Genomic DNA, 21,703 nt, shown 5'->3' on the forward strand with positions numbered 1-21,703 from the left:
AAAGCGTCCGTAGCCAAAACGGTGGTGTCAGCGCTGACGCATTCGCGGGTAAACCCGCTCCCACAGGGATCGGTGAAAGTGGGTGAATGCTTACTGGATCAAGCCAAATTCCTTGGCCAGTGCCTTGTAGTCAGCCACTTGCTTCTTCACATAGCCGTCCAGTTCCGCGCCGGTCATGGCGAACGGGAACAGTTCGCGCTGGTCACGCAGCTTGGCGAAGTCTTCCGAGGCCAGCATCTTGTCGAACGAGGCCTTCCACCAGGCGTAGTCTTCGTCGCTTACCTTTGGCCCCAGGTAGAAGCCGCGCACGACTGGCCAGACAATGTCGTAGCCCTGTTCCTTCGCCGTGGGAATGTCTTTCATCTCCGGCTCATCCAGGCGGTTTTCCGAGAACACTGCGAGGATGCGCATGTTGCCGCTCTGGATATGCGGCATGGAGTCGGAAATATCGGTCGAGCCGACCTGAATGTGCCCGCCCAGCAATGCCGTGGCAATTTCGCCACCGCCTTCCAGGGCCACGTAGCGCAGGTCGCGCGGGTTGATGCCGGCGGCCTTGGCGATCAATGCAGTCTGCATCCAGTCCTGGCTACCGACAGTGCCGCCCGAGCCGATCACTACCTTGCTCGGGTCTTTCTTCAGCGCCGCGACCAGGTCATCGAGGGTTTTGTAGGGCGAGTCGCTTTTTACCGCGATGGCACCATAACTGGTGCCGACGGCGGCCAGCCATTTCACCGCGTTCTCGTCGAAGCGGCCGAACTTGCCCTGGGCCAGGTTCAGCAGCGAACCGCTGGACCAGGCCACCAGGGTGCCGGCATCGGCCGGGCGCTGGGCGACCACGGCGTTGTAGGCCACCGCGCCGACACCGCCAGGCATGTAGGTGACACGCATCGGTTTGCTGAGGATCTTTTCCTGCACCAGGGCGCTTTGCACCAGCTTGCAGGTCAGGTCGAAACCACCGCCTGGCGAGGCGGGGGCGATGCATTCGGGGCGTTTCGGTTCGGCAGCGAAGGCGTTGCCGGCCAACAGCAGGCAGCCGGTAGCGAGGACGAGGCGGCGCAGTGAAAAGGTCATCGTCGATCTCCGTGAGTGTTGTTGTTATCGGGTTACCGCTATCGGGTTACCACAGCGCCACGCTGTAGCTCACCAGCAGCCGCACTTCATCGGCATCGCGGGCGAAGTTGGAGCGGAAGGTGGCGTTGCGCAAGCGCACGGCGACGTTCTTCAACGGGCCGCTTTGTACCACGTACTTCAGTTCGGTGTTGCGCTCCCATTCCTTGCCCTCGCCACCGGCGGCGCGGCTGACGTTGTCACCGTTGATGTAGCGGGTCATGAAGGTCAGGCCGGGTACGCCGAGTGCGGCGAAGTTGTAGTCGTAGCGCGCCTGCCAGGAGCGTTCGTCGGCGCCGGCGAAGTCGTTGATCTGGACGAAGTTGACCAGGTACGGGTCGGCGCCATCGATGTACGGGAAGGCGCTGTCGCCAGACAGCTGCTGCCAGGCGGCGCTGACCTTGTGCCCGCCCAGGGCGTAGCTGAGCATGCCGTTGACGGTGGTGTTGTCGATATTGCCGGCCTTGGCCGCGCCGGCGTCGTCACTGACTGCCAGGCGCAAGTCGGCACCGAAGGTGCCCGGGCCCCATGGCTGGGTGGCGACCATGCCGATGAAGTGCTGGCGGTAGATATCGTCGAGCTGGGCGAAGTGGTAGCTGCCGGTGATGCGGTCGGTGAACTGGTAGTCAAGGCCGGCCAGGTCGAGGTTGTCGGCGCTGAACGAGCCACCAAAGCGGCCGTTCTTGTTGTTCAGCACCAGGTCTTCCCAGTTGGTGTCGTTGCGGTCCTTGGCCTTGTCCAGGCGCCCGCCGGTAAAGGTCAGGCCCTTGATCTCCTTCGAGGTGAGCAGGCCGCCTTCGAAGGTTTGCGGCAGGATGCGCCCGTCGTTGGGCTGCAGGGTGGGCAACTCGGGGATCAGGGTGCCGACTTTCAGTTCGGTCTGGGAGACCTTCACCTTGCCGGTCAGGCCGAGCTTGGAGTACTCGTCGGCGGCTTTGCCGTCATCGTGGGTTGGCAACAGGCCGGTGTCGGTGCGGTCGGGGCTGGAGTCGAGCTTGATGCCGAGCATGCCCAGTGCATCCAGGCCAAAGCCGACGGTGCCATCGGTGTAGCCGGACTCGAAGTTGAGGATAAAGCCCTGGGCCCATTCGTCGCGCTTGGATTGCTGCGCACTGGTGCCGTCGCGGAAGTCGCGGTTGAAGTACATGTTGCGGGTTTCGAAGCTGGCCGTGCTGTCTTCGAAGAAGGCGGCCTGGCTCATCGGGGCGACACCGGCAAGCGCAAGGGCGCTGGCGATGGCAGAGGGGCGTGCGGCAAAGGAACGGGTAGGCGCGAACGCCTGCGGCTGCGATGACAGCATCGTCGATGACTCCGTTTATTGTTCTTATTCGTCGCACCTTGCTGGTGCTTTTTTCGGCGCGAAGAGCGACCGTGGTGCGATGCTAGGCAACGAACCTTTCGCTAACCTTTCAGCGTGAAAGGTTTGTTGACAGGGCTTCACAGGCCTGTCGACAGCGGTACACTCCGCGCCACCGCCCCACCCGAGCAGGGAGAATCCGATGCGTGTACTGCTGGTCGAAGACCACCTGCAATTGGCCGAAAGCGTGGCCCAGGCCTTGAAAAGCCACGGCCTGACCGTGGATGTGCTGCATGACGGCGTGGCCGCCGACCTAGCCCTGGCCAGCGAGGAGTACGCCGTGGCAGTGCTGGATGTCGGCTTGCCGCGCATGGACGGCTTCGAGGTGCTGGCGCGGCTGCGCGGCCGTGGCAAGACCTTGCCGGTGCTGATGCTGACCGCGCGCAGCGACGTCAAGGACCGGGTCCACGGGCTGAACCTGGGCGCCGACGACTACCTGGCAAAGCCGTTCGAGCTGACCGAGCTGGAAGCCCGGGTCAAGGCCCTGCTACGGCGCAGTGTGCTCGGGGGCGAGCGCCAGCAACGCTGCGGGCCGCTGGTGTACGACCTGGACACCCGGCGTTTTACCCTCGGCGACGACAACCTGACCCTGACCTCGCGTGAGCAAAGCGTGCTGGAAGCGCTGATCGCCCGCCCTGGCCGGGTGATGAGCAAGGAGCAGTTGGCCGCCCAGGTGTTTGGCCTGGACGAAGAGGCCAGCCCCGACGCCATCGAAATCTACATCCATCGCCTGCGCAAGAAACTCGACGGCCACCCGGTGGCCATCGTTACCTTCCGTGGCCTGGGCTACCTGCTCGAGCACCGCGATGCGTGACAACGGCAGCCTGCGCGGGCGCTTGCTGGGTAACCTGGCCCTGCTGCTGGTAGTGCTGATGCTGGCCAGCGGCCTGAGCGCCTACTGGAATGGCCGCGAAGCCGCTGACACTGCCTACGATCGCACCTTGCTTGCCTCGGCGCGGACCATCGCCGCAGGCCTGTCGCAGCGCGATGGATCGTTGAGTGCGGATGTGCCTTACGTGGCCCTGGATACCTTCGCCTACGACAGTGCCGGGCGCATCTACTACACGGTGCTGGACATCAAGCAAAGGCTGATTTCCGGCTACGAGAACCTGCCGCCGCCACCGCCGGGCACGCCGCGTACCGACGACTACCCGGCGCTGGCGCGGTTCTACAACGCCACTTACCTGGGCCAGGATGTGCGCGTGGTCAGCCTGCTGAAGCCGGTAAGCGAGCCAAACATGAACGGCATGGCGGAGATCCGCGTGGCTGAGACCGAGGAAGCGCGGGTGCGCATGGCCCGCGGGCTGATGGCCGACACCCTGCTGCGCTTGGGGATGCTGGCACTGGGCGCACTGGTGATGGTGTGGTTTGCCGTGAGTGCCGCGTTGCGGCCGCTGGAGCGCCTGCGCACGGCAGTGGAAGAACGCCAGCCGGACGACCTGCGGGCCTTGCCGGTGGTGCAGGTGCAGCGTGAATTGAGCCCGTTGGTGCGGGCCTTGAACCACTTCACCGAACGTTTGCGCGGCCAATTCGAGCGCCAGGCGCAATTCATTGCCGACGCGGCACACGAATTGCGTACGCCGTTGGCGGCGCTGAAAGCGCGGGTCGAATTGGGCTTGCGTTCGTCCGAACCGCAGCAATGGCGGCAAACCCTGGAAGCTGCCGCCCAGGGCACCGACAGGCTGACCCACCTTGCCAACCAGTTGTTGTCGCTGGCACGGGTCGAGAACGGCGCACGGGCGATTGCCGAGGGCGGCGCGCAGCGCCTGGACTTGAGCCAGCTGGCCCGTGAGCTGGGCATGGCCATGGCACCGCTGGCGCACAAGCGCGGGGTGGCGCTGGCGCTGGAGGCCGAGGCGCCGGTGTGGTTGAAGGGGGAACCGACGTTGCTCAACGAGCTGTTGAGCAACCTGGTGGACAACGCCCTGGCGCATACACCTGAGGGTGGCAATGTGATTCTGCGGGTGCTGGCGCCGGCGGTGCTGGAGGTTGAGGATGACGGGCCGGGGATTCCCGAGCCTGAACGCGAGCGGGTGTTCGAGCGCTTTTACCGGCGCAGTGCGCAGGGTAGCGGGTTGGGGCTGGCAATTGTTGGCGAGATCTGCCGGGCGCATCTGGCCCAGGTGAGCCTGCATGATGGTGCGAAGGGTGGGTTGCGGGTGCGGGTGCGTTTCATAGCCGATTGATGTGTTGCCTGTAATGGCCTCTTCGCGGGTTCGCCCGCGAAGAGGCCGTTGCATGCTGACACAGGTCAGCGCAGCATGCTTCGCGCCTCAAGCAGTTCATCCACCTCCAGCTCGGTACCAAATGGCAGCCCCAAATGGCGGTACGCCGGCAGCGCAGCCAACGGCCGGTGGCGGCCGCGCTGGCTGATGCAGCGGGCGATCTGCACGATGTCGATGTAGTCGACCTTGTCGGTCTGCCGATCAAGGTCCTGGACCTGGCTCGGTAGATTCACCAATTGTTCCGGAAACTCCCAGGCCTTGAGGATCTTGTCCCCCAGCACCGGCTGGATCTGCTCGATCACGTAGTGCAGGCATACCGGGTCGGACAGCAGCTCGTTGTGCTCTTCGGCATAGATCAGCACCGGCAGGGCGCCAATCTGGTTGACCAACCCGCCCAAGGTGGCCTGGTCGGGCTTGAGCTGTGTGAAGCGGCGGCAGATTTCGTAGCTGATACCCGCTACTTCCAGGCTGTTGGCCCAGATATCGCGCAGCTTCTGCTCGACCGCCGAGGAGCGCGCATGGAAAATCTGCTCGATCACCAGGCCAATGGCCAGGTTGCAGCTGTAGTTGATGCCCAGCCGCGTGATGGCGGTGTGCAGGTCGGTGACTTCGACCGCCGCGCGCAGCAGCGGGCTGTTGACTACCTTGATCAGGCGCGCTGAAAGGGCCGCATCGCGACCTATCACCTTGCTCAGGGCCGCTACGCTGATCTCGCTGTCTTCCGCCGCCTCGCGGATGCTCAAGGCAACCTCGGGCAGGGTCGGCAGGACCAGGTCATCCTTTTCGATGGCATCGAGCAACTGTGCTTGAACCATCTCGGCCAGCTTGTTCATGGGCGTTTCTACCGCGGTGGTGGTGCGGCCCCGCCGCATGGGCGGGGCAGGCTGGTCAGCGCTGGATTTCCCGGTCGCGGTCCAGTTCGTAGGGCAGGGTCAGCACCTGCAGGCGCGGGCCTTCCAGGCTGCCCAGGTGCAGGTTGTCGTCTTCCACTGCCTCGGCGCTGAGCACCGCAAGCAGTTCGCAGCCCGCGCCGTTGCCGGCAGCAATGACCACTTCACCGACCGACGAACCATGGGTAGGCGAGAAAATCTCGGCACCCGGGGCCGGAATGGCCTGCTGGTCCAGTGCCAGGCGGTACTGGCGACGCTTGAGCTTGCCCAGGTACTGCATGCGCGCGACGATTTCCTGGCCGGTGTAGCAGCCTTTCTTGAAGCTGACGCCGTCAACGGCTTGCAGGTTGATCATTTGTGGAATGAACAGTTCGCGGGTCGGGCCCATGACCTGGCCGATGCCGGCGCGAACCTGCCCCAGCAGCCAGTCGTTGAGGTTGCCTTCAGGCAAGGCGGCGGCCAGGGCCTGGCGTACAGTGGCGGCGTTGTCCGCCGGCACCCACAGCTCCACACGGCCAGCAGATATGGCAATGGCGATCAGCCCTTCATGGCGCACGGTACTGCCAGCGGTGGCGGGTACGGCGAGCCCCAGTGCCTGCAGCGCAGCATCGCCATCTTGCAGGCCGAAGCGCACCCAGGCGGCGCTTTCATCGGTCAGCGTGGCCTTGGAGAACACGGCGTACTTCTTCAGGTCGGCCAGTTGTGCTTCAAGCAGCTCGCTGGCCATGGCCAGCAGGTAGCCGTTGCCTTCGGGCAGGATGCGGAAGCTCGACTGCATGCGCCCCTTGACCATGCAGCGCGCGCCGAGGCTGGCGTACTCCTGGCTGAGGTAGTTGATGTTGCAGGTCAGCTGGCCTTGCAGGAACTTGCCTGCATCGGAGCCGCGGACGGCGAGGATGCCCTCGTGGGACAGGGGGCAGAAGAAAGCGGAATCGGCCATGGGTCATCGCGGTGGCTAAAGACTGGCGGCCATCATAGAACGCCGGTAACAAAATAGGTAGGTGACTAGACCAACGCCCGGTGTCGCTTCGCTCGCCTGGCTGTATACTGGCGGGCCATTCGAGGAGGGCCCCATGGTCGAACAAACTGAACTCAACCGGCTTTTCTGGCACAGCCGCCGCGGCATGCTGGAACTGGACGTACTGCTGGTGCCTTTCACCCAGGAAGTCTACCCAACTCTCAACGAGACCGATCGCGAATTGTACGTGCGTCTGTTGAGCTGCGAGGATCAGGACATGTTCGGCTGGTTCATGGAGCGCACCGAGTCCGAAGACCCAGAGCTGCAACGCATGGTCCGCATCATCCTGGACCGTGTCCAGCCCAAGTGAGTGCTTCGAGTGCCGTTGGCAAGGCTCGCGCCTGCTGCTAACGGCCTACCTGGGTTGCCAGGTACTGGCGTGGCTTGCCGCATGGGCGAGCCCGCTGCCCGGGTGGTTGGCCTTGTCCGTTGTCGCCGCCTGTCTTGCCCACGCTGGCTGGGCGATTCCCCGACGTATTCTTCTGACCCATGAGCATGCCGTTGTCGGCCTGCGCCGTGATGTGCGCGGCTGGCAGGTGTTCAGCCGTGCGCGTGGTTGGCAGCCGGTGCGCTTGTGTCGGGATAGTGTGGCATTGCCGTGGGTGGTTGTGTTGCGCTTTGAGCGCGCAGGGCGCTGGTTGGGGGAGAGCCAGTGCGTACCGCGGGATGCGTTGGGGGCTGACGAGCATCGGCGTTTGCGGGTGCGGTTGAAGTTCAGCCGTCGGCGCTGGGCTGAGGTGAGCCGGGCATAGGTCGAGGCCGGGTGGGCTTCTTCGCGGGCTTGCCCGCTCCCACAGGTACTGCGCAAGGCTGCCAGGCAGTGGAAAAACAGTGGGAGCGGGCGCGCCCGCGAAGGCCGTGACGCCGGTCTCAGAGCGGGCTGAGAATGGTGTCCTTGGCCTCGTCCAGCATCCCGGGGTAATCCAGAGTGTAGTGCAAGCCACGGCTTTCCTTGCGCTGCATCGCCGACAGGATCATCAGCTCGGCCACCTGCGCCAGGTTGCGCAGCTCGATCAGGTCGCGGCTGACCTTGTAGTTGCTGTAGAACTCGTCGATTTCATCCAGCAGCAGGCGAATGCGGTGCTGCGCCCGCTGCAGGCGCTTGCTGGTGCGCACGATACCAACGTAGTCCCACATGAAACGCCGCAACTCGTCCCAGTTGTGCGCAATGATCACATCCTCGTCCGAGTCGGTAACCTGGCTGGCGTCCCAACCAGGCAGGGCCTTGGGCATGGCCACTTGCTCCAGATGCGCCTCGATGTCGGCAGCAGCGGCGCGGCCATAAACGAAGCATTCCAGCAACGAGTTGCTGGCCATGCGGTTGGCGCCGTGCAGGCCGGTGCAGCTGGTCTCGCCGATGGCGTACAAGCCCGGTACGTCGGTATGGCCACGGTCGTCGACCATCACCCCGCCGCAGGTGTAGTGCGCCGCTGGTACCACCGGAATTGGCTGGCGGGTGATGTCGATGCCAAAGGACAGGCAGCGCTCGTACACGGTGGGGAAATGGCTCTTGATGAAATCGGCCGGCTTGTGGCTGATGTCCAGGTACACGCAGTCCACACCCAGGCGCTTCATCTCGTGGTCGATGGCACGGGCGACGATGTCGCGTGGGGCCAGCTCTTCACGCGGGTCGAAGCGCGGCATGAACCGCTCACCATTGGGCAGGCGCAGCAGGGCGCCCTCGCCGCGCAGCGCTTCGGTGACCAGGAAGCTCTTGGCCTGCGGGTGGTACAGGCAGGTCGGGTGGAACTGGTTGAACTCCAGGTTCGCCACCCGGCAACCGGCCCGCCAGGCCATGGCAATGCCGTCGCCACAGGCACCATCGGGGTTGCTGGTATAGAGGTAGACCTTGGCCGCACCGCCAGTGGCCAGCACGGTGAAGCGCGCGCCGAAGGTGTCCACTTCGCCAGTGTTGCGGTCGAGCACATAGGCGCCCAGGCAACGCTCGCCGGGCAGGCCCAGGCGACGTTCGGTGATCAGGTCGACCGCCACGCGCTGCTCCAGCAGCTGGATGTTCGGGCGCCGGCGGGCCTGTTCCAGCAGCGTGGTGAAGATGGCTGCGCCGGTGGCGTCGGCGGCGTGGATGATGCGCCGGTGGCTATGGCCGCCCTCACGGGTCAGGTGAAACTCGAAGCCGCCGTCGTCGACGCTGTAGTGCTCGTCGCGGGTAAAAGGCACGCCTTGCTCGATCAGCCACTGGATGGCTTCGCGGCTGTGTTCGACGGTAAAGCGTACTGCTTCTTCATTGCACAGGCCGCCGCCGGCATTGAGGGTGTCCTCAACATGCGACTGCACGGTATCGGTGTTGTCCAGCACCGCCGCGACACCGCCTTGGGCCCAGAAGGTCGAGCCGTTGGCCAGGTCGCCTTTGCTGAGCACGGCGACGCGCAGGTGGCTGGGGAGGTTCAGTGCCAGGCTGAGACCGGCGGCACCGCTGCCGATCACCAGGACATCATGTTGGAATTGTTGGCTCATGTCGGGACACTAGTAATCTTCAGAAGGGGAGCGGCACAATAGTCACGCGCAGATGGCATTGTGAAACTATCGTTAAACTTGGCCGGGTTGTCTTTATAGCAGCCCCGAGTGGCCAATTTCCATGCCACTTGCCAGGTTGCGACAACCTTTGTGGGAACTTTCCGACATGGCCGGAAATCTGATGAAGGCTGCCCGCACGCCACAATTTGCCGCGGCGACGCAGGGCGGCAGGCCTGTCCGGGCTGTCCCTGCGTACTCGAAACCTGATTATCGACGTAGCCGGCCGTGACCGCGCCGCGTCTTCCGTGCAAGCCGACCAAGGGCTGCAGGAAACTTGCTTGGAGGGGAGAACTTTTGCGTAAAGCCCGAGTCTATGGTTGCAGGCCTGAACGATGGCTGTTGCAACGCTCCTTCGAGTTCACTGAGGAGTGTTCATGCTAACCCAGGAAGAGGATCAGCAGCTTGTCGAGCGCGTTCAGCGTGGTGACAGGCGAGCGTTCGATCTGTTGGTGCTGAAGTATCAGCACAAGATTCTCGGGTTGATCGTGCGGTTCGTTCACGATACCCACGAGGCCCAGGATGTAGCACAGGAAGCCTTTATCAAGGCCTACCGTGCGCTTGGCAATTTCCGCGGAGACAGTGCGTTTTATACGTGGCTGTACCGCATCGCCATCAACACGGCGAAGAACTACCTGGTGTCCCGTGGAAGACGGCCGCCAGACAGCGATGTGAGCTCCGAGGATGCGGAGTTTTACGACGGCGATCATGGTCTCAAGGATCTCGAGTCCCCAGAGCGCTCGTTGTTGCGGGATGAAATCGAAGGCACCGTCCATCGCACCATCCAGCAACTGCCCGAAGACCTGCGCACGGCCCTGACCCTGCGCGAGTTCGACGGTCTGAGTTACGAAGACATTGCCAGTGTCATGCAATGTCCGGTGGGTACCGTGCGCTCTCGAATCTTCCGCGCTCGGGAGGCCATAGACAAAGCCCTGCAGCCGTTGTTGCAGGAAACCTGAGACAGCGGCGACAGCCAAGAGAGGAACCGCCATGAGTCGTGAAGCTTTGCAGGAATCGCTGTCCGCGGTGATGGATAACGAAGCGGACGAACTGGAACTGCGTCGGGTGTTGAACGCCGTCGACGATGCCGAAACCCGTGCCACCTGGTCGCGTTACCAGGTTGCCCGTGCAGCCATGCACAAGGAGCTGCTGCTGCCTAACCTGGACATCGCCTCGGCGGTGTCTGCGGCGCTGGCCGACGAAGCCGTGCCGGCCAAGGTCAAGAAGGGCCCATGGCGCAGCATTGGCCGCCTGGCGGTAGCCGCCTCGGTCACCGTAGCAGTGCTGGCCGGTGTGCGCATGTACAACCAGGACGAGATCACCGGTGCCGAGCTGGCTGCCCAGCAACCTGCCCAGCAAGGCCTGAGCGTGCCACAAGCCCAGGGCCCGGCCGTTTTGGCAGGCTATAGTGAGAGCAGTGAGCAACCGACCGGGCCGATGGCCAACGGCGTGCTGCAGAACCAGGCCGGCTGGGATCAGCGTCTGCCAGGTTACCTGCGCCAGCATGCCCAGGAGTCCGCGCTGAAGGGCACTGAAACGGCATTGCCGTATGCCCGCGCCGCCAGCCTGGAAAACCGTTAAGTAAGGAGGATCATGCGCGCGCTACCTCTTCTGTCGCTGCTTGTTGGCAGCTGCATGATGGTGCCAGCATTGGCGGCCAATTCCTCGCCCGAGGCGAGTGAGTGGTTGAACAAGCTGGCACAGGCCGAGCAAAAACAGAGCTATCAGGGCTCTTTTGTCTACGAGCGCAACGGCAGCTTCTCTTCCCACGATATCTGGCACAGGGTCGAGGACGGCAAAGTCAGCGAGCGGTTGTTGCAGCTCGATGGCGCCGCCCAGGAAATCGTGCGCGTGGATGGCAAGGTGGAGTGCGTCAGCGGGGCCTTGGTCAGTAGCGTGACGACGCCTCCGGATGCTGCGCAGCGTGTGCTTGATCCGCTGAAACTGATGGGCTGGTACAACTTGAGCGTTGCGGGCAAGTCACGGGTCGCCGGGCGCGACGCCGTGATCGTCACGCTCACCCCGCGCGACCAGCACCGCTATGCCTTCGAATTGCACCTGGACCGTACTACCGGCCTGCCGCTGCGCTCGTTGATGCTTAACGACAAAGGGCAGTTGCTGGAGCGCTTCCAGATGACCCGTCTCGACACCGACGAGCTGCCCAGCGACGATGACATGCGCCCCAGTGCTGCGTGCAAGCCGGTACAGCATGTGGCATCCGCCAGCAATGACAGTGTCGCCGGCTGGCGTTCGGACTGGCTGCCACCTGGGTTCGAGCTGGTCAACAGCTCGGTGCGCCGTGACCCGAAGGGGGGCAGTACGGTCAGCAGCCTGATGTATGACGATGGTCTGGCGCGCTTCTCGGTATTCCTCGAACCGGTGAAGGATGATGGCGGGAGCGACATGCGCACCCAGCTTGGCCCGACCTCGGCGGTTTCACGCCGCCTGAACACGCCCAAGGGCAAGGTGATGGTCACCGTGGTCGGCGAAATTCCGCTGGGTACGGCAGAACGCGTCGCACTGTCGATGCGCCCTCAGGACGCCCAGGCGCGCCAGTGATGGCGCGCTTTTGCGGGCCGTGCCAAGGCAGGCGGACATACGGCTGAAATGAAATTAAAGCATTGTCATTTGCAATCCATCGGCAAATTTTCTATAGGTCAGGCTTCTAGGAGCCTGGCCTTTCCTGCTTTGTGCAGGGGCCTTTCTAAACTACCGCTCGTTGTGACGGGAGCCGTATGTCAATACCACGCTTGAAATCCTACCTATCGATGTTCGCCGCCGTGCTGATGCTCGGCCAGGTGCTCACCGCCCAGGCCGAGGAAGCCCTGCCGGACTTCACCACGCTGGTCGAGCAGGCCTCGCCGGCGGTGGTCAACATCAGTACCAAGCAGAAGCTGCCAGACCGGCGCATGGCCGCCGGGCAGATGCCCGACCTGGAAGGCCTGCCGCCAATGTTCCGCGAGTTCTTCGAGCGCAACATGCCGCAGCAGCCGCGCTCGCCGCGCGGTGACCGCCAGCGCGAGGCCATGTCGTTGGGCTCGGGCTTCATCATTTCCAGCGATGGCTACGTGTTGACCAACAACCACGTGGTGGCCGATGCCGACGAGATCATCGTCCGTCTGTCAGACCGCAGCGAGTTGCAGGCCAAGTTGATCGGCACCGACCCGCGCACCGACGTGGCCCTGCTCAAGGTCGAGGGCAAGAACCTGCCGACCGTGAAGTTGGGTGATTCCGAGAAGCTCAAGGTGGGCGAGTGGGTACTGGCCATCGGTTCGCCGTTCGGCTTCGACCATTCGGTGACCAAAGGTATTGTCAGTGCCAAGGGCCGTACCCTGCCTAACGACACCTATGTGCCGTTCATCCAGACAGACGTGGCCATCAACCCAGGTAACTCTGGCGGCCCGCTGTTCAACATGAAGGGCGAAGTGGTGGGTATCAACTCGCAGATCTTCACGCGTTCCGGCGGTTTCATGGGCCTGTCGTTCGCCATCCCGATCGACGTGGCGATCGATGTTTCCAACCAGCTAAAAAAAGACGGCAAGGTCAGCCGCGGCTGGCTGGGCGTGGTGATCCAGGAGGTCAACAAGGACCTGGCTGAATCGTTCGGCCTCGACAAGCCGGCCGGTGCCCTGGTGGCGCAGGTCCTGGAAAACGGCCCGGCAGCCAAGGGTGGCCTGCAGGTGGGTGACGTGATCCTGAGTATGAACGGCCAGCCGATCGTCATGTCGGCCGACCTGCCGCACCTGGTCGGCAGCCTGAAAGAGGGCGAGAAGGCCAAATTGGAAATCATCCGTAACGGCAAGCGCCAGACCCTGGATGTAGCCGTGGGTGCGATGCCGGATGACGACGCCGACATTGGCACCGGCGCCGAAGGCAGTGCAGAGCGCAGCAGCAACCGCCTGGGTGTCTCGGTAGCCGACCTGACCGCCGAGCAGAAGAAATCCCTGGAGCTCAAGGGTGGCGTGGTCATCAAGGAAGTTCAGGATGGCCCGGCAGCGCTGATCGGTCTGCGCCCGGGTGATGTCATCAGCCACCTGAACAACCAGGCCATCGGTTCGGCCAAGGAATTCACCGAAATCGCCAAGGAGCTGCCGAAGAACCGTTCGGTGTCGATGCGCGTACTGCGTCAGGGCCGCGCCAGCTTCATCACCTTCAAGCTTGCTGAATAAGCGGCTTGGCAAGGAAAAAGGGCAGCTTTGGCTGCCCTTTTTCATGAATCTTCACAATTGCGCGGATGATTGCTGTGTACAGTCGGACAGAGGAATCTCCCATAACCCAGCAGCTTAAGGTACAATTCCCGGCTATTTTTCGGCGGGCGTCCGGCTCGCAGCCTTTTCGAGTGTTGACCCGTGAGTGATTTGAGTCATATCCGCAATTTCTCCATCATCGCCCACATCGACCATGGCAAGTCGACGCTGGCCGACCGTTTCATCCAGATGTGCGGTGGCCTGTCGGCACGCGAGATGGAAGCCCAGGTGCTCGATTCCATGGACCTGGAGCGTGAGCGCGGTATCACCATCAAGGCCCACAGCGTCACGCTTCACTACAAGGCGCAGGATGGCAAGACCTACCAGCTGAACTTCATCGACACCCCCGGCCACGTCGACTTCACCTACGAAGTCTCGCGCTCGCTGGCGGCCTGTGAGGGTGCGCTGCTGGTGGTCGACGCCGGCCAAGGCGTGGAAGCCCAGTCCGTAGCCAACTGCTACACCGCCATCGAGCAGGGCCTTGAGGTCATGCCGGTCCTGAACAAGATGGACCTGCCCCAGGCCGACCCGGACCGCGTCAAGGACGAGATCGAGAAGATCATCGGCATCGACGCCACTGACGCCGTGGCCTGCAGTGCCAAGAGCGGCATGGGCGTGGACGAGGTGCTCGAGCGCCTGGTGCAGACCATCCCCGCGCCGGAAGGCGAGATCGACGCACCGCTGCAAGCGCTGATCATCGACTCCTGGTTCGACAACTATCTGGGCGTGGTCTCGCTGGTGCGTGTGCGCCAGGGCCGCGTCAAGAAAGGCGACAAGATCCTGGTCAAGTCCACCGGCAAGGTGCACCTGGTCGACAGCGTCGGTGTATTCACCCCGAAACACACCCAGACCGCTGATCTGAAAGCCGGTGAAGTAGGCTTCATCATTGCCAGCATCAAAGACATCCATGGTGCACCGGTCGGTGACACCCTGACCCTGTCCTCGACCCCAGAGGTCGAAGTGCTGCCAGGCTTCAAGAAGATCCAGCCGCAGGTCTACGCCGGCCTGTTCCCGGTCAGCTCCGATGACTTCGAGGACTTCCGCGACGCCCTGCAGAAGCTGACCCTGAACGATTCGTCGCTGCAGTACATGCCGGAAAGCTCCGACGCCCTGGGCTTTGGCTTCCGTTGCGGCTTCCTCGGCATGCTGCACATGGAAATTATCCAGGAGCGCCTGGAGCGCGAATACGACCTGGATCTGATCACCACTGCACCAAGCGTGATCTACGAGCTGGAGCTGAAAACCGGCGAAACCATCGTCGTCGACAACCCGTCGAAGCTGCCGGATGTCTCGGCTGTGGCCGACTTCCGCGAGCCGATCGTCACCGCGACCATCCTGGTACCGCAGGAGCACCTGGGCAACGTGATCACCCTGTGCATCGAGAAGCGTGGCGTGCAGCGCGACATGCAGTTCCTCGGCAGCCAGGTGCAGGTGCGCTATGACATGCCGATGAACGAAGTGGTACTGGACTTCTTCGACCGCCTCAAGTCCACCAGCCGCGGCTATGCTTCGCTGGACTATCATTTCGATCGCTATCAGTCGGCCAACCTGGTCAAGCTGGATGTATTGATCAACGGCGACAAGGTCGATGCCCTGGCATTGATCGTGCACCGCGACAACGCCGCCTACAAAGGCCGTGCGTTGACCGAGAAGATGAAGGAACTGATCCCTCGGCAGATGTTCGATGTGGCGATCCAGGCAGCCATTGGCGGCCAGATCATCGCGCGGACAACCGTCAAGGCGCTCAGAAAGAACGTACTGGCCAAGTGCTACGGTGGTGACGTCAGCCGTAAGAAAAAACTGCTGGAGAAGCAGAAGGCCGGTAAGAAACGCATGAAACAGGTGGGTAACGTGGAGATTCCACAGGAAGCCTTCCTCGCCGTGCTCAGGTTGGATAGCTAGGTCCTATGTCGCTAAATTTCCCGCTGTTGCTGGTCATCGCCGTCTTCGTCTGCGGTCTGCTGGGCTTGATCGACCTGCTGTTCCTGGCCCCGCGCCGGCGTGCGGCAATTGCCAACTATCAGGGCAGCGTAAGCCAGCCCGAGTTGGCGGTGGTCGAGCGCCTGAACAAGGAACCGTTGCTGGTCGAGTACGGCAAGTCGTTCTTCCCGGTACTGTTCATCGTGCTGGTACTGCGCTCGTTCCTGGTCGAGCCGTTCCAGATCCCTTCGGGGTCGATGAAACCGACCCTGGAAGTGGGCGACTTCATCCTGGTGAACAAGTTCTCGTACGGCATTCGCCTGCCGGTGATCGACAAGAAGGTCATCGAGGTGGGTGACCCGCAACGTGGTGATGTGATGGTGTTCCGCTACCCGAGCGACCCGAACGTCAACTACATCAAGCGTGTGGTCGGCCTGCCGGGCGACGTGGTGCGCTACACCAACGACAAGCGGTTGTTCGTCAACGGCCAGCCGATTGCCGAACAGCTGGTGGGCACCGAGCCAGGCACCCTGGGCAGCGCCGAGCTGTACAAGGAAAAGCTCGGTGAGGCGGAACACCTGATCCGCAAGGAAATGAGCCGTTATCGCATGCCGCCGGACCAGCAGTGGACTGTGCCGGCAGGCCATTACTTCATGATGGGCGACAACCGCGACAATTCCAACGACAGCCGTTTCTGGGATGACCCGAACATCCCGAAAGAACTGCACGGCATGGTTCCGGACCGGAACATTGTCGGCAAGGCCTTCGCCGTGTGGATGAGCTGGCCAGAGCCCAAGCTAAGCCACCTGCCCAACCTGTCGCGGGTTGGCCTGATCCATTGATACCCATCGGCGCTGTCCAGCAGACAGCGCCGAATGCATTTCTGACATAGGCTGTGTTCTCAGGGATCGGGAGATTCGCCGCACATCGCGGCGGGCCACAGCCAAACAGTCTTTCAGGATGTTGATTTGAACAACGCGTTGAACAACCAACGGGTGGCCGCATGAGTGCTTCCCTTGACCGTCTGGAGCGTAAGCTCGGATACACCTTCAAGAACCAGGACCAGATGCTCCTGGCGCTGACCCATCGCAGCTACGCCGGGCGCAACAATGAGCGCCTGGAGTTCCTCGGTGACGCCATTCTCAACTTTGTCGCTGGCGAAGCGCTGTTCGAGCGTTTCCCGCAGGCCCGCGAAGGCCAGCTGTCGCGCCTGCGTGCGCGCCTGGTCAAGGGCGAGACCCTTGCTCGCCTGGCTCGTGGCTTCGACCTGGGCGAATACTTGCGCCTGGGTTCGGGCGAACTCAAGAGCGGCGGTTTTCGCCGTGAGTCGATCCTGGCCGATGCCCTGGAGGCGCTGATTGGCGCCATCTACCTGGACGCCGACATGGAAACGGCCCGGGAGCGCGTGCTGGCCTGGCTGGCCGATGAATTCGAAGGCCTGACCCTGGTCGACACGAACAAGGATCCGAAAACCCGCCTGCAGGAGTTCCTGCAGTCGCGCAGCTGTGAGCTGCCGCGTTACGAAGTGGTGGATATCCAGGGTGAACCGCACTGCCGGACCTTCTTCGTCGAATGCGAAGTGGTGCTGCTGAACAACAAGAGCCGTGGCCAGGGCGTTAGCCGGCGTATTGCCGAGCAAGTCGCCGCCGCGTCTGCACTGATCGCCCTGGGCGTGGAGAATGGCAATGACTGATAACACCCCGACCCGCTGCGGCTACGTAGCCATTGTCGGCCGCCCCAACGTCGGCAAGTCGACCCTGCTCAACCACATCCTCGGCCAGAAGCTGGCGATTACCTCGCGCAAGCCGCAGACCACCCGCCACAACATGCTCGGCATCAAGACCGAGGGTGACGTGCAGGCGATCTACGTCGATACCCCCGGTATGCACAAGGCCAACGACAAGGCCCTGAACCGCTACATGAACCGCAACGCCTCGGCGGCCCTGAAAGACGTCGACGTGGTGATTTTCGTGGTCGACCGCACCAAGTGGACCGATGAGGACCAACTGGTGCTGGAGCGTGTGCAGTACGTGACCGGCCCGCTGATCATCGCGGTCAACAAGACCGACCGCATGGAAGAGAAGGCCGAGTTGATCCCGCACCTGCAGTGGCTGCAGGAGCAACTGCCGAACGCCGAGGTGATGCCGATTTCTGCGCAGCAGGGGCACAACCTCGAAGCGCTGGAAGCCCAGATCGCCAAGCACCTGCCCGAAAACGATCACTTCTTCCCTGAAGACCAGATCACTGACCGCAGCAGCCGCTTCCTGGCTGCTGAACTGGTGCGCGAGAAAATCATGCGCCAGCTGGGTGCGGAGTTGCCGTACCAGATAACCGTGGAGATCGAGGAGTTCAAGCAGCAAGGCCATGTGCTGCACATCCACGCGTTGATCCTGGTTGAACGTGACGGCCAGAAGAAAATCATCATTGGCGACAAGGGCGAGCGCATCAAGCGCATCGGCTCCGAGGCGCGCAAGGACATGGAAGTGCTGTTCGACTCCAAGGTCATGCTCAACCTGTGGGTCAAGGTGAAAGGCGGCTGGTCCGACGACGAGCGCGCCCTGCGTTCGCTGGGCTACGGCGACCTCTAACCCTATCTGACGCCAGGTTTATCTGTGGGAGCGGGTTCACCCGCGAATGCTATGGTGGGTTCACTGACGCATTCGCGGGTAAACCCGCTCCCACAGTTGCATCTGGTGTGTAGAGATTACTTATGGAACAATCTGTCGGCCAGCCAGCCTACGTGCTGCATAGCCGTGCCTACAAGGAAACCAGCGCGCTGGTCGACTTCTTCACCCCGCAGGGCCGCATGCGCGCCGTGCTGCGCCGTGCGCGTGGCAAGGGTGGCAGCCTGGTGCGGCCGTTTGTGCCGCTTGAGCTAGAGCTGCGCGGGCGTGGCGAGCTGAAGAATGTCGGGCGGATGGACAGCGCCGGCATCGCCGCCTGGCTGCATGGTGATGCGTTGTTCAGCGGGTTGTACCTCAATGAACTGCTGATGCGCCTGCTGCCCGCCGAAGCGCCATTCCCGGCCCTGTTCGAGCACTACACCCTGACCTTGCAGGCCCTGGCCGAAGGGCGCCCGCTGGAGCCTTTGCTGCGCTCATTCGAATGGCGGCTGCTGGACGAGCTCGGCTATGCGTTTTCCCTGAACCATGACGCCAACGACCAGCCGATCGTCGCCGACGGCCTGTACCGTTTACGCGTGGATGCCGGCCTGGAACGGGTCGAGCTGGTGCAACCCGGCCTGTTCCGCGGCACCGAGCTACTGGCCCTGGCCGAAGCCGACTGGGACGCCCCTGGTGCTTTGCTTGCCGCCAAGCGCCTGATGCGCCAGGCGCTGGCCGTTCACCTGGGCGCAAAGCCGCTGGTCAGCCGGGAACTGTTTCGCAAGCGCTGATCACGACGTATGCTGTGGGGCTCAATCTTCAGGAGAGCCTTTCGTGACTCACAGCAACCGCATGCTTCTCGGTGTAAACATCGACCACGTGGCGACCCTGCGCCAGGCCCGCGGCACGCGTTACCCTGACCCGGTCAAGGCCGCCCTGGATGCCGAGGAAGCAGGCGCCGATGGCATCACTGTGCACCTGCGCGAAGACCGTCGGCACATCCAGGAGCGTGACGTGGTGCTGCTCAAGGATGTGCTGCAGACCCGCATGAACTTCGAAATGGGCGTCACCGAAGAGATGATGGCCTTTGCCGAGAAGATTCGCCCGGCGCATATCTGCCTGGTACCCGAAACCCGTCAGGAACTGACCACCGAAGGTGGCCTGGACGTGGCAGGGCAGGAAGCGCGAATCAAGGCAGCGGTCGAGCGCCTGGCACGTACCGGTGCCGAAGTGTCGCTGTTCATCGATGCCGACGAGCGGCAGATCGAAGCCTCGCGTCGGGTTGGCGCGCCGGCTATTGAACTGCACACCGGGCGTTATGCCGATGCCCAGACCCCGACCGAAGTGGCAGAGGAACTCAAGCGCATCGTCGACGGCGTAGCCTTTGGCGTGGGGCAGGGGCTGATCGTCAATGCCGGTCACGGGCTGCACTACCACAACGTCGAGGCGGTGGCGGCGATCAAGGGTATCAATGAGCTGAACATTGGGCATGCGCTGGTGGCGCATGCTCTGTTTGTTGGCTTCAAGGCTGCTGTGGCCGAGATGAAGGCGCTGATCGTGGCGGCTTCGCGCTGATTGATTGGTCGCCTGTACTGGCCTCTTCGCGGGCGAACCCGCGAAGAGGCCGGCACAGGCCGCCGATTATTCGCCAGCAAACACCAGGGTGAAACGCGTCGGCCCCAAGGGGCTGCTGCTGACTTCAACCCGCCCGCCATGCAACTGCATGATCGACTTGACGATCGCCAGCCCCAACCCGGTCCCACCCTCCAACCGCGAGCGCCCCGAGCCCACCCGGTAGAACCGCTCGAACAAGTGCGGTTGCTGTTCTGCCGCAATGCCAGGCCCCTGGTTTTCCACTGATAGCCGAACTTCACAGCCTTGGCGCTCTATGCGCAGTTGCACAGGCTTGCCTTCAGGACTATGCCGAATGGCATTGCTCAACAGGTTCGACAGTGCCCGCTGGAACATCAGGCGGTCCCCCAATGCCGTCCCCCAGCCCTGGACAGCCAATGCAACCTCTTTAACCTCGGCACTGAAGGCGAACAGTTCGACAACCCTCGCAGTCTCGTCGGCCAATGCCAGGGGCTTGAGGGCGACCTGTGTCTGTGGCTGGCTGACCTGGGCGAGAAACAGCATGTCGTTGATGATGCGGTTGAGCCGGGTCAATTCTTCGATGCTGTCTTCCAGCACTTCCCGGTAGTTCGCGTTGTCCCGCTCACGGGCCAGGGTTACCTGGGCCTTGCCCATCAGGTTGCTTAACGGCGTGCGCAGTTCATGAGCCAGGTCGTCGGAAAACTGCGACAGCTGGCTGACACCCTGGTCGAGGCGATCGAGCATCACATTGATGCTGCCGGCCAGTTCTGCCAGCTCCAGTGGCAGGCCAGTGCTGGGCAGGCGGTGTTGCAGGTCCTGGGTCGAGACCTGCCCGGCTATGCGCCGGAAGTGCCGTAGCGGTTTCAGGCCGCGTTGCATCAGCCACCAGGCGCCCGCGCCAATCAGGACCAGCAGCAGTGGCAGTGCGAGCAGGGTGGAGTGCAGGTAGGCCTGTAGCAGGGCGTTATCGTCGGCGCGGTTGAGTGACATCATCACCTTGACCGGGGTGTTGTCGCGCAGGCGCATCAGGCGGGTCACGGTGAGGATCTGGTTACCACTGCTGTCGCGCCATTCGTGAAAGGCCAAACGGGCATCAGTGTGCAGTTCGCCCACGCGCGATTCCAGGGCTGGCCCAAGGCTAAGCAGGTGCGGGTGGCGGCCGTCGAGGGCCAGCACGCTTAGGCTGAGGTTGTCATGGCCCATTACCAGGTCGAGCAGCGGATGAGCGCGGCTGCCCAGGTCTTCGCTGCGCAGGTCGACGCGCAGGTTGTGCTCGACCTGCAGCATCTTGCGCGCCAGATCCTTGCGCGCGCGGCTGTCCAGCTCGTGATCCAGGGCGAACACTGCCAGGCAGGCCAGCAGCAGTACCAGTGCGGCCCCCATCAACGTCACGCTCAGGCCCAGGCGTAGCGACAGGCTGGCGTTTTTCAAAAGCGCGCCTCAAGCACGTAGCCAACGCCACGCAGGGTATGGATCAGCTTGCTGTCGAACGGGTCGTCGATCTTCGCCCGCAGGCGCCGGATCGAGACCTCGACCACGTTGGTGTCGCAGTCGAAGTTCATGTCCCACACCAGCGAGATGATCTGCGTGCGCGACAGCACCTCGCCGGTCTGGCGCATCAGCAAGTGCAGCAGGGCGAACTCCTTGGCGGTCAGGTCGATACGCTGCCCGGCGCGGTAGGCGCGGTGGCGGCCGGGGTCCAGCTCCAGGTCTGCGACGCGCAGGGTACTGGGCAGCAGTTGCTGATCGTTACGGCGTAGCAGGCTGCGGATGCGCGCCAGCAGCTCGGGGAACTCGAAGGGCTTGAGCAGGTAGTCGTCGGCGCCCAGGTCCAGGCCCTTGACCCGGTCGGCCAGGCGGCCGTGGGCGGTGAGCATCATGATGCGCGTGGCCGACTCGGCGCGCAGCCGCTGCAGCACGGCCCAGCCATCAAGCTCAGGCAGGTTGACGTCGAGGATGACCAGGTCGTAGGGCTGCTGGCGGGCCAGGTGCAGGCCATCGGTGCCGGTGTGGGCGCAGTCGACCACGTAACCGTTCTCGCGCAGGCCCTGTTGCAGGTAGTCGGCGGTACGCAGTTCGTCCTCGATGATCAGTAGGCGCATGGGGGGCTCGGTGTGATGAAAGGGGGCGATTCTCGACCCTGTAGTGACATCAGGGTCAAGGGGCAGGATGTTACGGCATGAGTTAGGGGTGTCGGCTTAGATAACGGAT

General features: G+C 63.0%; 21 protein-coding genes. 14 read left to right on the top strand and 7 right to left on the bottom strand.

The window, feature by feature from the left end; all coding sequences use genetic code 11:
* Positions 1–90: 90 nt before the first annotated feature.
* Positions 91–1,071, bottom strand: a complete 981-nt coding sequence (locus tag ABE456_RS15230; RefSeq protein ID WP_346644654.1) for a tripartite tricarboxylate transporter substrate binding protein — start codon at positions 1,069–1,071, stop codon at positions 91–93.
* A gap of 46 nt (positions 1,072–1,117) precedes the next feature.
* Complete coding sequence (locus ABE456_RS15235) at positions 1,118–2,407, bottom strand: OprD family porin (RefSeq protein WP_346644655.1); 1,290 nt, start codon at positions 2,405–2,407, stop codon at positions 1,118–1,120.
* A 199-nt stretch (positions 2,408–2,606) separates the two neighbouring features.
* On the opposite strand from ABE456_RS15235, the gene ABE456_RS15240 reads away from it, so the two are divergent.
* Both ABE456_RS15240 and ABE456_RS15245 read left to right on the top strand, forming a co-directional pair.
* Positions 2,607–3,278, top strand: a complete 672-nt coding sequence (locus ABE456_RS15240; protein WP_056802027.1) for a response regulator — start codon at positions 2,607–2,609, stop codon at positions 3,276–3,278.
* Positions 3,271–4,650, top strand: a complete 1,380-nt coding sequence (locus ABE456_RS15245) for a sensor histidine kinase N-terminal domain-containing protein (protein ID WP_346644656.1) — start codon at positions 3,271–3,273, stop codon at positions 4,648–4,650. The genes ABE456_RS15240 and ABE456_RS15245 overlap by 8 nt, the downstream gene beginning before the upstream one ends.
* Positions 4,651–4,715: 65 nt before the next feature.
* Here ABE456_RS15245 and ABE456_RS15250 read toward each other — a convergent pair whose 3' ends face one another.
* Positions 4,716–5,522, bottom strand: coding sequence for an HDOD domain-containing protein (locus ABE456_RS15250; RefSeq protein ID WP_346644657.1), 807 nt, complete (start codon positions 5,520–5,522; stop codon positions 4,716–4,718).
* A gap of 55 nt (positions 5,523–5,577) precedes the next feature.
* Positions 5,578–6,519, bottom strand: coding sequence for a folate-binding protein YgfZ (locus tag ABE456_RS15255; RefSeq protein ID WP_346644658.1), 942 nt, complete (start codon positions 6,517–6,519; stop codon positions 5,578–5,580).
* Between the two features lie 133 nt (positions 6,520–6,652).
* Between ABE456_RS15255 and ABE456_RS15260 the strand changes: the two genes are divergently transcribed.
* The gene (locus ABE456_RS15260; RefSeq protein WP_003252043.1) at positions 6,653–6,907 is read left to right on the top strand and encodes a succinate dehydrogenase assembly factor 2; all 255 of its coding nucleotides are present in this window, start codon (positions 6,653–6,655) and stop codon (positions 6,905–6,907) included.
* The gene (locus ABE456_RS15265; RefSeq protein WP_346644659.1) at positions 6,891–7,349 is read left to right on the top strand and encodes a protein YgfX; all 459 of its coding nucleotides are present in this window, start codon (positions 6,891–6,893) and stop codon (positions 7,347–7,349) included. The genes ABE456_RS15260 and ABE456_RS15265 overlap by 17 nt, the downstream gene beginning before the upstream one ends.
* A gap of 118 nt (positions 7,350–7,467) precedes the next feature.
* Here the strand turns inward: ABE456_RS15265 and nadB are convergent, their stop codons facing one another.
* Positions 7,468–9,072 carry an L-aspartate oxidase gene (nadB, locus tag ABE456_RS15270; protein WP_346644660.1) on the bottom strand — a complete coding sequence of 535 codons (1,605 nt, stop codon included), beginning with the start codon at positions 9,070–9,072 and terminating at the stop codon, positions 7,468–7,470.
* Positions 9,073–9,506: 434 nt separating this feature from the next.
* Between nadB and rpoE the strand changes: the two genes are divergently transcribed.
* From rpoE to pdxJ, 10 genes are all read left to right on the top strand, one after another.
* Positions 9,507–10,088, top strand: coding sequence for an RNA polymerase sigma factor RpoE (rpoE, locus tag ABE456_RS15275; RefSeq protein WP_003252049.1), 582 nt, complete (start codon positions 9,507–9,509; stop codon positions 10,086–10,088).
* A gap of 31 nt (positions 10,089–10,119) precedes the next feature.
* On the top strand, positions 10,120–10,710 hold the full coding sequence (locus ABE456_RS15280) for an RseA family anti-sigma factor (protein ID WP_015271600.1): 591 nt from the start codon (positions 10,120–10,122) through the stop codon (positions 10,708–10,710).
* A gap of 12 nt (positions 10,711–10,722) precedes the next feature.
* Positions 10,723–11,688, top strand: a complete 966-nt coding sequence (locus tag ABE456_RS15285) for a MucB/RseB C-terminal domain-containing protein (protein WP_346644661.1) — start codon at positions 10,723–10,725, stop codon at positions 11,686–11,688.
* Between the two features lie 176 nt (positions 11,689–11,864).
* Positions 11,865–13,298, top strand: coding sequence for a DegQ family serine endoprotease (locus tag ABE456_RS15290; protein WP_346644662.1), 1,434 nt, complete (start codon positions 11,865–11,867; stop codon positions 13,296–13,298).
* A 180-nt stretch (positions 13,299–13,478) separates the two neighbouring features.
* The gene (gene lepA / locus ABE456_RS15295; protein WP_233690152.1) at positions 13,479–15,278 is read left to right on the top strand and encodes a translation elongation factor 4; all 1,800 of its coding nucleotides are present in this window, start codon (positions 13,479–13,481) and stop codon (positions 15,276–15,278) included.
* 5 nt (positions 15,279–15,283) lie between these two features.
* The gene (gene lepB / locus ABE456_RS15300; protein ID WP_346644663.1) at positions 15,284–16,138 is read left to right on the top strand and encodes a signal peptidase I; all 855 of its coding nucleotides are present in this window, start codon (positions 15,284–15,286) and stop codon (positions 16,136–16,138) included.
* Between the two features lie 161 nt (positions 16,139–16,299).
* Positions 16,300–16,989, top strand: a complete 690-nt coding sequence (gene rnc / locus ABE456_RS15305; RefSeq protein ID WP_346644664.1) for a ribonuclease III — start codon at positions 16,300–16,302, stop codon at positions 16,987–16,989.
* On the top strand, positions 16,982–17,884 hold the full coding sequence (gene era, locus ABE456_RS15310; protein ID WP_346644665.1) for a GTPase Era: 903 nt from the start codon (positions 16,982–16,984) through the stop codon (positions 17,882–17,884). Before rnc ends, era begins: the two co-directional genes overlap by 8 nt.
* 122 nt (positions 17,885–18,006) lie before the next feature.
* The gene (gene recO / locus ABE456_RS15315; protein ID WP_346644666.1) at positions 18,007–18,690 is read left to right on the top strand and encodes a DNA repair protein RecO; all 684 of its coding nucleotides are present in this window, start codon (positions 18,007–18,009) and stop codon (positions 18,688–18,690) included.
* 43 nt (positions 18,691–18,733) lie between these two features.
* Positions 18,734–19,474 (top strand): pyridoxine 5'-phosphate synthase, encoded by a 741-nt coding sequence (gene pdxJ / locus ABE456_RS15320; RefSeq protein WP_019471439.1) that lies wholly within the window; start codon positions 18,734–18,736, stop codon positions 19,472–19,474.
* 66 nt (positions 19,475–19,540) lie between these two features.
* Here pdxJ and ABE456_RS15325 read toward each other — a convergent pair whose 3' ends face one another.
* Both ABE456_RS15325 and ABE456_RS15330 read right to left on the bottom strand, forming a co-directional pair.
* Positions 19,541–20,923 (bottom strand): heavy metal sensor histidine kinase, encoded by a 1,383-nt coding sequence (locus tag ABE456_RS15325; RefSeq protein WP_346644667.1) that lies wholly within the window; start codon positions 20,921–20,923, stop codon positions 19,541–19,543.
* Positions 20,920–21,594 (bottom strand): heavy metal response regulator transcription factor, encoded by a 675-nt coding sequence (locus ABE456_RS15330; protein ID WP_346644668.1) that lies wholly within the window; start codon positions 21,592–21,594, stop codon positions 20,920–20,922. Before ABE456_RS15330 ends, ABE456_RS15325 begins: the two co-directional genes overlap by 4 nt.
* Positions 21,595–21,703 lie beyond the last annotated feature (109 nt).

This window comes from Pseudomonas sp. TWI929 (assembly GCF_039673335.1).
Taxonomy (GTDB): domain Bacteria; phylum Pseudomonadota; class Gammaproteobacteria; order Pseudomonadales; family Pseudomonadaceae; genus Aquipseudomonas.